Origin of the sequence: Streptomyces canus (assembly GCF_001514145.1) — a bacterium.
Classification (GTDB): Bacteria; Actinomycetota; Actinomycetes; order Streptomycetales; family Streptomycetaceae; genus Streptomyces; species Streptomyces canus.
Genome location: NZ_KQ948675.1, coordinates 70,088 through 82,521, shown reverse-complemented (window position 1 = coordinate 82,521; position 12,434 = coordinate 70,088). Strand labels below are relative to the sequence as shown.

Sequence of the window (12,434 nt, the reverse complement as noted above, 5' to 3'; positions counted from 1 at the left end):
GCGAATCGCCGTTTCTGTTAACGCGCACGGGCCACGTGAACCCGCTGTTACGTCTTGCACTCACCCCGCTAAAAGGTCTTGTGGACTGACCTTTTGCCCCCTCACTATCGCATCCATCCGTCACATCCCAACTATTTTCAGACGGCGGTCGGCTGGTTCCGACCGGTCTGGGAGGCTTCCCCGTGGCGATCCCCGAACCGAACCACACCGGAACCGTCGACTTCAACGGCCATTCCACCTGGTACCGGATCACGGGCGAACCGGGCAGGACACCCCTGGTGGTCCTGCACGGCGGGCCCGGCGCCGGCCACCACTACACGCTCAGCATCGCGGGCATCTCCGAGCAGGGCCGCCCCGTGATCCACTACGACCAGCTCGGCACCGGGTTCTCCACCCATCTGCCCGGCAAGGGCGCCGACTTCTGGACCGTCCAGCTCTTCCTCGACGAGCTCGACAACCTGCTCAAGGAGTTGGGCATCGCCGACGGCTACCACATCCTCGGCCAGTCCTGGGGCGGCATGCTCGCCGCCGAGCACGCGGTACGCCGCCCGCCCGGGCTGCGCGGACTGGTCATCGCCGACTCCCCCGCGTCCATGGAGTTGTGGCTCGAGGCGGCCGCCGAACTGCGCGCCGAACTCCCCGAGGAGGTCCAGCACACCCTGGACGCCCACGAGGCGGCCGGGACCACGGACCACCCCGACTACCGGGCGGCCGAACAGGTCTTCAACGACCGCCATGTGTGCCGTCTGACGCCCAATCCGCCCGAGGTGCAGGCCACTTGGGACAACATCGCGGCCGATCCGACCGTGTACCACACGATGAACGGCCCCAATGAGTTCCATGTCGTCGGCACCCTCAAGGACTGGTCGGTCATCGACCGGCTGCATCTGATCGAGGTGCCGACCCTGCTGGTGTCCGGGCGCTTCGACGAGGCCACCCCGGAGACCGTCCGCCCCTTCGCCGACCGCATCCCCGATGTGCGCTGGCACATGTTCGAGCATTCGAGCCACATGCCGCACGTCGAGGAGGAGCAGCTCTACCTCCGGGTCGTCGGCGAGTTCCTCGACGCCACCGACTGACCCCGGGAGTTCCCAGCCATGTCCCGCAATGCCAGACGGGGCGCGCTCGCCGCCGCCACCGTCGCCCTCACGCTCACCGCGGCCGCCTGTTCGTCCTCCTCCGGCTCGGGCTCCTCCTCCGACCCGGGCGCCTCCTCCTCGGGCTCCTCCGCCTTCCAGGCCCAGCACAAGGGCGGAACCCTGAAGCTCGTCGCCCACGCGGCCGCGGGCAGCTTCGACCCGCAGGTCAACTACACGCTCCAGTACTGGCAGTTGTTCCAGTCGATGTACGACGGGCTGCTCGCCTTCAAGAAGGTGGGCGGGCAGGAGTCCTTCACCGTCGTCCCCGACCTGGCCACGGCCATGCCGAAGGTGACCAACGGCGGCAAAACCTACACCTTCACGCTCCGCAAGGGCGTCACCTTCTCCAACGGCAAGGCCCTGACCACCGACGACGTGGTGGCGTCCTTCCAGCGCATCTTCAAGGTCTCCAGCCCCACCGCGGGCACCTTCTACAACGGCATCGTCGGCGCCGACGCCTGTCTGAAGACACCGGCCTCCTGCACCCTGCCCCAGGGCGTGATCGGTGACGCCAAGGCCAACACGGTCACCATCAACCTGACGGCAGCGGATCCGGAGTTCGAGTACAAGCTGGCGGTCCCGCACGCCGTCGTCGTACCGAAGGACTCGCCGACGAAGGACGCCGGGACCAAGCCGCTGCCGTCGACCGGGCCGTACATGGCGGCGTCGTACGACCCCAACCGGGCGCTCAAGCTGGTCCGCAACCCGCACTTCAAGGAGTGGTCGCGCGAGGCGGAGCCGCAGGGCTATCCCGACGCCATCGACTACACCTTCGGCCAGACCGTCGAGTCCGAGGTGACCGCCATCGAGAACGGCCAGGCGGACTGGATGTACGACGCGCCGCCCGCCGACCGCCTCAACGAGATCGGCACCAAGTACGCCTCGCGGGCGCATGTGAACCCGCTGACGGCGTTCTGGTACGCGACGCTCAACGTCAACATGGCTCCCTTCAACAACAAGTTGGCGCGTCAGGCGATCAACTGGGCCGTGGACCGGTCCGCCGTGGTGCGGCTGTACGGCGGCACCAACCTCGCCTCTCCCGCGTGCACGATCCTGCCGCCCGGCTTCCCCGGGCACGTCGAATCGTGTGCCTACACCAAGGGCGGCGGTACGACCTGGAAGGCCGCGGACCTCGCCAAGGCCAAGGAGCTGGTCAAGCAGTCCGGCACGGCGGGGCAGGAGGTCGGCATCGTCACGCAGGACGACGACGTCAACAAATCGATCGGGCAGTACCTGCAGAGCCTGCTCACCCAGCTGGGCTACAAGGCGACGCTCAAGCCGCTGTCGGGGAACATCCAGTTCACCTACATCCAGAACACCAAGAACAAGGTGCAGTTGGCTCTGACGTCCTGGTACCAGGACTATCCCGCGGCCTCCGACTTCCTCAATGTGCTGCTCTCCTGCGCGAGTTACCACCCCGGCAGCGACTCCAGCATCAACATCTCCGGGTTCTGCGACAAGGGCGTCGACGCGAAGATGCAGGCGGCGCTGAAGACCTCGCAGACCGACAAGGCGAGCGCCGACAAGCAGTGGGGTGCCGTGGACCAGTCGGTCATGGCCCAGTCGCCGGTGGTACCGCTGATCAACCCGAAGATGATCGACTTCACGTCGACGCGGGTCGGCAACTACCAGTTCAGCAAGCAGTTCTACATGCTGGTCGGGCAGTTGTGGGTGAAGTGACCCTGTCCCCGTCGCCAGGGGCCCGGCGCTCGCCGGGCCCCTGGCGGACCGCCGCCGGCGACCTGCTGCGCAACAGGACGGCGTTGGCCGCCGCCGCGGTCCTGCTCCTCGTCGTGCTGGCGAGCCTGTGCGCCCCGCTCTACGCGGACCACATCGCTCACACCGACCCCTTCCAGTCCCACGTGTCCGGCACGACGGTCGTGGACGGAAAGACCGTGCCGGTGCTCACCCCGAGCAGCACCGGCCTCGGCCTCGGCGTCACCCCGATCGGCCCCACCTGGGACCCCGCCCACTACTTCCTCGGCGCCGACAACCAGGGCCGGGACGTGCTGGCCCGTCTGCTGTACGGCGGCCGTACGAGCCTGTTCATCGGGTTCACGGCGGCGCTGCTCACCTGCGTCGTCGGTACGCTCGTGGGAGTCGTCGCCGGGTACGCGGGCGGGGTCGTGGACGCCGTCATCTCGCGGGTCCTTGACGTCGTCTGGGCGTTCCCGGTCTATCTGCTGGCCATCTGTCTGTCGGTGGTGCTGCTCACCAACGGGCTCAAGCTGGGCCCTGTCACCGTCGACGCGGGAAGTCTCTGGCTGCCCGTCACGATCATCGCGGCGATCTATGTGCCGTACATCGCCCGGCCGTTGCGCGGTCAGGTGCTGGTGCTGCGCAACAAGGAGTACATCCAGGCGGCCGTCGGCTCCGGCGCGCCCACCCCGCGCATCCTGCGCCGGGAGGTGCTGCCGAACGTGGTGCCGACGGCGATCGTGTTCGTCCCGCTGATGACCGCGCTCGCCATGCTCACCGAGTCGGCGCTGTCCTTCCTGTCCGTCGGCGTCCAGCCACCCGACGCCAGCTGGGGCACGATCATCGAGGACGGTCTGGGGCTCCTCTACACCCGGCCCGCCGTGACGATCGCGCCCGGTCTGCTGATCGCCCTGACCACGGCCGCGCTCAACGTCCTCGGCGACGGGGTGCGCGACGCGCTCGACCCGAGCGCCCGGCTGCGCGGAGGGGTGTGACCATGCTCGTCTTCGCCCTCAAGCGCTTCGCCTCGGCCCTGCTGGTGATGTTCGCGATCAGCGTGCTGGTGTTCCTGATCTTCTTCGCCACCCCGGGAGTCGACCCGGCAGCGCGCATCGCGGGCCGCAACGCCGACCCGGCCACCCTCGCCCAGGTGCGGCACTCCTTCGGCCTGGACCGGCCGATGCCGATCCGCTATCTGCTGATGATGCGTCACCTGCTGATCGACCGGGATCTGGAGTCGTTCGTCAACCGCGGCTCCCGGGTCATCCCGCAGATCATCCAGGCCACCCCCGTGACCCTGTCCCTGGTCATCGGCGCGGCCCTGATCTGGATGACGGCCGGCATCCTCATGGGCACGGCCGCGGCGACGCTGCGCGGCCGGGCCGCCGACCCGCTGATCATGCTGGTGGGCGTGGTCGGCGTCTCGCTCCCGGCCTACTGGCTCGGCGAGGTCGTCAACCTCCTCACCCAGAAACAGCTGCACGACTCGCTCTTCTCCTGGGTACCCCCGCCCGGCTATGTCGGTCTCGGCCAGGACCCCGGCCAGTGGGCGCTCCACATGCTCTTCCCCTGGCTGACGCTCGCCCTGCTGTACGCCGGGATCTACGCCCGGCTGCTGCGCGGCGAGGTCGTCACCGCACTGAACGAGGACTACGTCCGTACGGCCCGCGCCAAGGGTCTGTCCGAGCGGCGGATCCTGCTCCGGCACGCCCTGCGCTGCTCGCTGATCCCGATCGTGTCGCTGTTCGGCCTGGACTTCGGCGCGCTCGTCGGCGGGGCCGCGCTCCTGACCGAGGTGGTCTTCGGCCTGCCCGGTATCGGCAAGCTCACCTTCGACGCCCTGCAGAACCTGGACCTGCCCGTGATCATGGGCACGGTTCTGTACGCGGCGTTCTTCGTGGTCCTCGCCAACGCCCTGGTGGACATCCTGTACGCGCGACTCGATCCGAGGGCCCGCCATGCCTGAACCGCTGCTGGACGTACGTGACCTGCGCGTGTGCTTCCGCACCCGCCAGGGTCTCGTCACCGCCGTCGACGGTCTCTCCTTCTCGGTCGCTCCCGGCGAAGTCCTGGGCGTGGTCGGCGAGTCGGGCTCCGGCAAGAGTGTGTCGATGCTCGCCGTGCTGCGGCTGCTGACCAGCCCGAACGTGACCGTGTCGGGTGAAGTCCTCTTCCGAGGACGTGACTTGCTCGCCCTGCCCGACAAGGAGATGCGTGCGGTGCGCGGCCGGGAGATCGCGATGGTCTTCCAGGACCCGATGACCGCCCTGACCCCGGTGTACACCGTGGGCTGGCAGATCGCCGAGGCGATCCGGGCGCACGAACAAGTCTCCCGCAAGGAAGCACACGCGCGTGCCGTCCGGCTGCTCTCGGACGTCGGCATCCCCGACGCGGCCTCGCGATTGAACGCCTATCCGCACGAATTCTCCGGCGGGATGCGTCAGCGCGCGGTCATCGCGATGGCGCTCTCCTGCAGTCCCTCACTGCTGATCGCCGACGAACCGACCACGGCACTGGACGTCACGGTCCAGGCGCAGATCCTCGATCTGATGCGGGAACTCAACGCAGGGGGCTCCGCGATGGTGCTCATCACCCACGACATGGGCGTGGTCTCCCAGATCGCCGACCGGGTGCTGGTCATGTACGGCGGCCGGGCGGCCGAGGAGGGCCCGCGGCGGGCGGTGTTCCACGGTCCGCGGCACCCGTACACCTGGGGCCTGCTCGACTCGGTGCCCCGGGTGGGCGGTCCCCGGCTGCGGCGGCTGCCCACCATCGCGGGCGTGCCGGTCGCGCCGGGTGGGATTCCGGAGGGGTGCGCGTTCGCGCCGCGCTGCCGGCTGCGGCACGACCTCTGCGAGGAGCGGCCCGTTCTGTCAGGTGACACCCATCTCGACGCCTGCTGGCTGCCTTCCGGCGACCGGGCCGGCCTGAGAGTGAGCGCGAGAGACACGGAGGCGGCGTCGTGACGGCACAGGACATCGTGGCGGTGGACACGGACGCACCGCCCGCCGGGGAGGTCCTCCTCAGGGCCACGGACGTCACCAAGCACTACCCCGTGCGCGGAAGACGCCAGGTGCTGCGTGCCGTCGACGGGGTCTCCCTGGCGGTGCTCGGCGGTGAAACCCTCGGCGTCGTCGGGGAGTCCGGCTGCGGCAAGTCCACGCTCGGCCGGTGTCTGGTCCGGCTCACCGAACTCACCAGCGGGCGCGTCGAGTTCGACGGTCGGGACATCTCGACGCTGTCCGCGCGACGGCTGCGTCCGGTACGGCCGGGCATGCAACTGGTCTTCCAGGACCCGCAGGCCTCGCTCAACCCCCGGCGTCGTGCCGGGGACATCGTGGCCGAGCCGCTGCTCGTGCACCGGTACGGCAACGCGTCCGCGGTCCGCCGCAGGGTCCGGGAGCTCTTCGACGTCGTAGGACTGGCGGCGGCCCATCTGGACCGTTATCCGCACGAGTTCTCCGGCGGTCAGCGTCAACGCATCGGTATCGCACGCGCCTTGGCGACGAATCCGAAGCTGATCGTGGCCGACGAGCCGGTGTCCGCGCTGGATGTGTCGATCCAGGCACAGGTGCTGAACCTCTTCGCCGATCTCCAGGAGGAGTTCGGACTGACGTACGTCTTCATCGCGCACGATCTCGGTGTGGTCCGTCATGTGTCGGACCGGATCGCCGTCATGTATCTCGGTGAGATCGTCGAGCTCGCCGGCACGGAGGCGTTGTACTCGGACCCGGCCCATCCGTACACGCAGGCCCTGCTGTCGGCGGTACCGGACATCGACGACGGGACGTTCGCGGAGGACGGGCCGACCCGGGAGCGCATCGTGCTGACCGGTGAGGTGCCCAGTCCGGCGGACAAGCCGACGGGGTGCCCGTTCCGCACGCGCTGCCCGTACGCCCAGGATCTGTGTGCGGTGGAACGCCCACGGCTCACGCCGAAGGCCTCCGGCCGTCAGGTGGCCTGCCACTTCCCGCTGGCCGGCTGAGGTTCCGGGTCGCGCCCGGGGTCTGCAGCCCCCGGGCCGGTCAGCCGTTCGTCAGGTTCAGGTCCTCAGGCTCAGCCGAACTGACCGACCACGTAGTCGCCGGCCGGCTGCTGGGTCATGACGTTCAGCCGGTTGAAGGCGTTGATGACGGCGATCAGGGAGACCAGGGCGAGGAGCTGCTCCTCGTCGTAGTGCTTGGCGGCGTTCTCCCAGACCGCGTCCGAGACGCCGGTCCCGTCGGCGAGGCGAGTGCCCTGCTCCGCCAGCTCCAGCGCGGCGCGCTCGGCCTCGGTGAAGACCTTGGCCTCACGCCATGCGGCGACCATGTGGAGGCGCTGCGCGGTCTCGCCCGCGGCGGCGGCCTCCTTGGTGTGCATGTCGAGGCAGAACCCGCAGCCGTTGATCTGGCTCGCGCGGATCTTCACCAGTTCCTGGGTCGTCATCGGCAGTCCCGAGTCCGTGACCACCTTCCCCGCCATGGCGAAGTGCTTCAGCAGCTTGCCGGCCAGCGGGCTGGTGAAGACGTTGAGTCGGGCTTCCATGGTGTGCTCCTTCTGCCGTGGTCGATGGCTACACACCTACGACTGAATGGCCCGGCGGATTGTGACAGGCACGGATGTGACCTGCGTCTCCCTGGGACGGGGCCCTATCCGCCGTACGCCTTCTTCCAGCGGGCCCGATGCCGTGCGTCCCCCTGGCCCCGGCCGTTCACCGGGCCCAGCGACACGAGGGAGGCCCCGTTGTTCCACAGGCCGAGGAGGTCGCGGTGCACGGCGAGGATGTCGTGCGCCGGCGCGAACTTCTCGGAGGGGCCGGTGAAGCGTGAGGTCGTCACGAAGACGGCCACGTCGGCGCGGAAGTGCACCCGGGCTCCCAGCAGATCGCGCAGTTCGCGATGGGGGATCGCCCTGCTCGGTGCGTAGCGCTTGCACTGGACGACCATCGTGCGGCCGTCCGGCAGCCGGCCCAGGACATCGGCGCCGTTGTCACCCGCACCTCCCACCCGCCGGACCTCCGTGCACCCGTCCCGCCGGCACAGACCCGCGACCAGCTCCTCGAACTCGGTGCCCGTCATGACGTCCACCTCGGCCAGGGTCCGGCGGCCCGCCTTCACCGCCTCCTCCTGCCGCCAGAGACGATCCCTGCCCCGCAGAAGCCGGTCCGTGTGCCACAGCCGCCACACGATCGCCGCGGCGGCGGCGACCGACAGCACGCCCAGGAGATACGGCCACACGCTCGCCCGGAACAGCACCACGAGGACCAGCCCCACCGCGCCGCCCCACCACCACTGCCGCGCCCGCCGCCCGCGAGCGGCCGTACCCCGTCGTCGCCTGGCCACAGCGCCCTCCCCCCTGTGCTCCTGCCAAGGAGTCTGGGCAGCTCCAGAGGGCGTGAGGAGGGCGCGCGTCGGCCACGTCCGAACACCGCCGCGAACGCCGGTCGGCCGCGGCACCGAAAGGCACCGCGGCCGAAACAAGGAGAGGCGTCAGCCCTTGACGGGCGTTCCGCGGCCCCAGGCCCAGGCGAGGCGGTCGGCGCCCGACTGGTTGGTGGTCTCCAGCCACGGCTTGCTGGGCGGGCCGACGAGCTTCTGCACCGAGTAGATGTCGTCGGTGCGCAGGCCCGGCCAGTACACCGAACCCATCTTCAGCTCGCGGAAGGTGTCGGTGACGGCCTGGATGAAGTTGACGAAGTTGTCGTCCGGGGTCTTCACGTTGTAGTTCAGACCGGTCGTCATCGGCGCGCCGAACTCGTCCGCCACGGTCCGGTTCGCGCAGTCGCCGATGCGCACCTTGAGGTCGGCCACCCACTCGTCGTAGGTGGCGTACGACTTCCAGAAGCCGTAGTGGTGCAGCGACAGGTAGGTGCCCTTCAGGCGCGGGTCGGCGCACACGGTCGTGACGTGGTCGTTGTAGCCGGCACCGCTGACGAAGACCCGGTTGCGCGGCACGGACTTGTAGGTGTCCAGCCACTTCGCGGCGATGTCGGCCCACTGGGTGTCGGTGTAGCCGTGCGGCTCGTTCATCGGCTCGAAGTAGACCCGGGAGTTGCCCTTGTAGGCCTTGACCACGGTGTTCCACATCGGCCAGTAGGTGGCCTCGTCGTCGATGAAGCCGTCCTTGCGGTCGCCCGTGCCCTCCCAGTAGGACACGATGACCTTGAAGCCGTGGGCCGTCGCGGCGTCTATGACGCCCCGGTACGACTTCCAGTAGGAGCCGTTGACGGTGTACGGGTTGATCGGCAGCCGGACGGTGTTGGCGCCGAGGTTCGCCCGGAACGCCGAGATGATGCGGCTCGCCTTGGTGTATGTCTGGGCGTAGGTGTCGGAGGTCGACAGGCCCGACAGTTGGAGCTCGTCGTCGGCGAAGTTGTCCCGCGGGTCGGCCCAGTTGACACCCTTGAACTGGGTCGTGTCGGTGGTCGGCGCGGCGGCGGAGGCGGGGCTGCCGGTGAGGGTGGCGCCGCTGACCGCGGCGATCGCGACGGCGACGAGGGAGGCACGCAGCCTGGGGGCGCGACGGGTGCTGACGGGGGTCTTGCGCATCGACCAAACCCTTTCGGAATGACAGCATGTTTACGTAAACATGACGGCGCCGGAATCGTGGCATCCGCTCCGGCGACCGTCAAGGTTTCCCACACGTAACATCCGGTGCGACACGCAACACGTTTGGTGTGCGGACGGAGGAGGCAGCAGTGGTGGAGCGGGGAGGTTCCGGTGTGCCCGGAGGGCGGCGCAAGCAGCGCGTGTCCATGGCCGACGTCGCCAAGCTGGCGGGCGTCTCCTCGCAGACGGTCTCGCGGGTCTCCAACGGTCACCCTGGGGTGATCCCTGCCACGCGCGAGCAGGTCCTGGCGGCGATGCGGGAACTGGGTTACCGCCCCAACAGTGCCGCGCGGGCGCTGCGGTACGGCCAGTTCAACACCATCGGCGTGATCCTGTTCAGCCTGTCCTCGACCGGCAACAGCCGCACGGTGGAGGCGATCGCCACGCACGCGGCGGCCGAGGGGTACGCGATCACCCTGATCCCCATCGACGTCCCGACGCAGGACAACGTCCTGGGGGCCTTCACACGGATGGGCGAGCTGGCCGTGGACGCGGTCATCGTCATCATGGAGATCCATCTGCTCGACACCGGGACGGTCCAGCTGCCGCCCGGGGTGCATGTCGTCGTCGTGGACTCCGACGCCGGCGACCGCTACAGCGTGGTCGACACCGATCAGGCGGACGGCGCGCGTCAGGCCGTACAGCATCTGCTGGGCCTGGGGCATCGGACCGTCTGGCATGTGACCGGTCCGCAGGCCTCCTTCTCGGGACAGCGGCGGGCCCAGGCCTGGCGTGCGGTCCTCGAGGAGGCCGGGCGGCCGGTGCCGCCCGCGCTGTACGGGGACTGGTCGGCGGAGTCCGGTTACGCGGCCGGGCTCGTGCTCGCCGAGACGCCGGACTGCACGGCCGTGTTCGCCGCCAACGACCAGATGGCGCTGGGACTGCTGCGCGCGTTCCACGAGCACGGGCTGTCCGTGCCGCACGACGTCAGCGTGGTCGGTTTCGACGACACCCCCGACGCGGCGTTCTTCGTGCCGCCGCTCACCACGGTCCACCAGGACTTCGCCGAGGTGGGCCATCGCTGTGTCCAGAAGGTGCTTCAGCAGATCCGCTCGCACGGGAGCGGACAGCCGGGTACGGATCTCGTCCCGACGCGTCTGGTGGTGCGGGGGAGCAGCGCGCCGCCGCGGGGCTGACGGTACTGTCACTCGATCGGCGTTCGTGGGAACAGGGGGAAGCGGCTGTGATCGTCTGGGTGAACGGCCCGTTCGGCAGCGGGAAGACGACTCTCGTGGAGGAACTGCGCCCGCGGTGGCCCGAAGCACTGGTCTTCGACCCGGAGATGGTCGGCTATGTGCTGCGGGAGATCGTGGACGTGCCGACCGGTGATTTCCAGGACCTTCCCCTGTGGCGGCGGCAGGTCGCCGACCTGGCCGTCGGCCTCGTCGAGGAGTACCGGCGCCCGCTCCTGGTCCCCATGACGCTGGTGGACCCCCGCTACCTGGGCGAGATCTTCGGCGCCCTGAAGGCCGCGGACATCGTGGTCCACCACTTCTTCCTCAAGGTCGCGCCGGAGGTCCTGGTGCGGCGGATCGACACACGGAGCTCCTTCCCCGACGATCCCGTCCAGGAGGAACGGGTGCGGGCGTGGTGCAAGGCCCGCATCGAGGCGTGTACGGCCGCGGTCGACACCCTGCCCGGCGACACGGTGTTCCTCGACGGCGAGTCGACCCCGCGGGAACTGGCCGACCAGGTGCTCGCCCACGTCGGTTGACCTTGCCCCAAGGGGAGCCCGCAGCATCGCGCCATGGTGCGAAGCAAACGGGTACTGGTCGATGTACGGCCACTGCGGGCGGGCGCGTTCCGGCGATTGTGGGCGGCCGGGATCGTGGCCGCCCTCGGAGCTCAACTCACGGCGGTCGTCGTGCCGTTGCAGATCTACGAGTTCTCCGGTTCGTCGGCCTACGTGGGGCTGGCCGGTCTGGTGGGTCTCGCCCCGATGGCCGCGGCGGCGCTGTGGGGAGGGGCGCTCGCCGACGTACGCGACCGGCGGCGGGTGCTGCTGACGACCACGATCGGCATCGGGGTGACGTCGTTGCTGCTGTGGGCGCAGGCGTGGGCGAATCTGCGGTCGGTCGCCGTGCTGCTCGTGCTGGTGGCCGTCCAGCAGGCCCTGTTCGGCGCCAACTCCACGGTGAGCAGGGCCGTGACGCCGCGTTTGGTGCGGCCCGAGTTGCTTACGGCCGCCAACGCGCTGCAGTCGACGGTGCTCCTGTCCGCCGGGATCACCGGGCCGCTGCTGGCCGGTGGCCTGCTGCCGGTCGTGGGCAGCAGGACGTTGTATCTGGCGGACGCGGTCGCGGTCTGCGCGACGGTGTGGGCCGTGTGGCGACTGCCGGCTCTTCCCCCGGACGGCGGCGGTGAGCGACGACAGGGCGCGGTTCTACGGCAGATCGCGCACGGCGTACGGTTCGTGATGAGGCGTCAGACGCTGCTGGTGGTCTATCTCGCCGACTTCTCCGCGCTGTCCCTCGGTCTGCCCACGGCGCTGTTCCCGCAACTGGCGGCGGAGACCTTCCACCCTTCGGACATCGGGGTGTTGTACGCCGCCGTCTCGGCCGGCGGTGTGGTGGCGGGGTTGTTCTCGGGGGCCTTCACACGCGTGGGCCGCCACGGTGTCGCGGTGGCCGTGTCGGTCGGCGTGTGGGGCCTGGCGATCGCGGGGTTCGGGCTGGCCCACTCGCTCGTCTCCGCCGTGGCGTGGCTGCTGCCGGCCGGCGGTGCGCTCCTCGCGCTGGGGGTCTTCCGGAAGACCGTGCTGCAGAGCGCCGTTCCCGACGGGATGCGCGGCCGGCTCCAGGGGATCGACACCGTGGTGGCCGTCGGCGGGCCACGGCTGGGCGATCTCCTGCACGGCACGGTCGGCGCCACCCTCGGCGTCACGTGGACCGTCACGGGCGGCGGTGTCCTGACCGTCGTGGCGGCACTCGCCCTCCTCCTGCTCTTCCCGGGGTTCCGGCGCCATCGGGCACCGGCCGGGACCGAGCAGGAGGTGATCAGCGGGTGA

General features: G+C 69.5%; 12 protein-coding genes. 9 read left to right on the top strand and 3 right to left on the bottom strand.

Features of this window, described 5'->3' with window-relative positions; genetic code table 11:
* Positions 1–182: 182 nt before the first annotated feature.
* From AQJ46_RS42890 to AQJ46_RS42865, 6 genes are read left to right on the top strand one after another with little or no spacing between them, the layout of a single operon-like run.
* Entirely contained in the window at positions 183–1,079 is an 897-nt protein-coding gene (locus AQJ46_RS42890; RefSeq protein ID WP_059210780.1) for a proline iminopeptidase-family hydrolase, read from the top strand.
* Between the two features lie 18 nt (positions 1,080–1,097).
* The gene (locus tag AQJ46_RS42885) at positions 1,098–2,819 is read left to right on the top strand and encodes an ABC transporter substrate-binding protein (RefSeq protein WP_059210779.1); all 1,722 of its coding nucleotides are present in this window, start codon (positions 1,098–1,100) and stop codon (positions 2,817–2,819) included.
* Positions 2,816–3,832: an ABC transporter permease gene (locus AQJ46_RS42880; protein ID WP_059210778.1), complete on the top strand. Its 1,017-nt coding sequence runs from the start codon at positions 2,816–2,818 to the stop codon at positions 3,830–3,832. Before AQJ46_RS42885 ends, AQJ46_RS42880 begins: the two co-directional genes overlap by 4 nt.
* Before the next feature lie 2 nt (positions 3,833–3,834).
* Positions 3,835–4,803: an ABC transporter permease gene (locus tag AQJ46_RS42875; protein ID WP_037707443.1), complete on the top strand. Its 969-nt coding sequence runs from the start codon at positions 3,835–3,837 to the stop codon at positions 4,801–4,803.
* Complete coding sequence (locus tag AQJ46_RS42870) at positions 4,796–5,803, top strand: ABC transporter ATP-binding protein (RefSeq protein ID WP_059210777.1); 1,008 nt, start codon at positions 4,796–4,798, stop codon at positions 5,801–5,803. Before AQJ46_RS42875 ends, AQJ46_RS42870 begins: the two co-directional genes overlap by 8 nt.
* On the top strand, positions 5,800–6,822 hold the full coding sequence (locus tag AQJ46_RS42865; protein ID WP_059210776.1) for an ABC transporter ATP-binding protein: 1,023 nt from the start codon (positions 5,800–5,802) through the stop codon (positions 6,820–6,822). Before AQJ46_RS42870 ends, AQJ46_RS42865 begins: the two co-directional genes overlap by 4 nt.
* 71 nt (positions 6,823–6,893) lie before the next feature.
* Here AQJ46_RS42865 and AQJ46_RS42860 read toward each other — a convergent pair whose 3' ends face one another.
* The 3 genes from AQJ46_RS42860 to AQJ46_RS42850 form a co-directional block, all read right to left on the bottom strand.
* Positions 6,894–7,364 carry a carboxymuconolactone decarboxylase family protein gene (locus AQJ46_RS42860; RefSeq protein ID WP_059210775.1) on the bottom strand — a complete coding sequence of 157 codons (471 nt, stop codon included), beginning with the start codon at positions 7,362–7,364 and terminating at the stop codon, positions 6,894–6,896.
* Positions 7,365–7,468: 104 nt separating this feature from the next.
* The gene (locus AQJ46_RS42855) at positions 7,469–8,161 is read right to left on the bottom strand and encodes a restriction endonuclease (RefSeq protein WP_225887549.1); all 693 of its coding nucleotides are present in this window, start codon (positions 8,159–8,161) and stop codon (positions 7,469–7,471) included.
* A gap of 147 nt (positions 8,162–8,308) precedes the next feature.
* Positions 8,309–9,367, bottom strand: a complete 1,059-nt coding sequence (locus AQJ46_RS42850; RefSeq protein ID WP_059210774.1) for a glycoside hydrolase family 5 protein — start codon at positions 9,365–9,367, stop codon at positions 8,309–8,311.
* 149 nt (positions 9,368–9,516) lie between these two features.
* On the opposite strand from AQJ46_RS42850, the gene AQJ46_RS42845 reads away from it, so the two are divergent.
* From AQJ46_RS42845 to AQJ46_RS42835, 3 genes are read left to right on the top strand one after another with little or no spacing between them, the layout of a single operon-like run.
* Positions 9,517–10,563, top strand: coding sequence for a LacI family DNA-binding transcriptional regulator (locus tag AQJ46_RS42845; protein WP_059210773.1), 1,047 nt, complete (start codon positions 9,517–9,519; stop codon positions 10,561–10,563).
* 47 nt (positions 10,564–10,610) lie between these two features.
* On the top strand, positions 10,611–11,141 hold the full coding sequence (locus tag AQJ46_RS42840) for an AAA family ATPase (RefSeq protein ID WP_059210772.1): 531 nt from the start codon (positions 10,611–10,613) through the stop codon (positions 11,139–11,141).
* 33 nt (positions 11,142–11,174) lie between these two features.
* A complete protein-coding gene (locus AQJ46_RS42835) occupies positions 11,175–12,434 on the top strand; it encodes an MFS transporter (RefSeq protein WP_059210771.1) in 1,260 nt (419 codons plus the stop codon).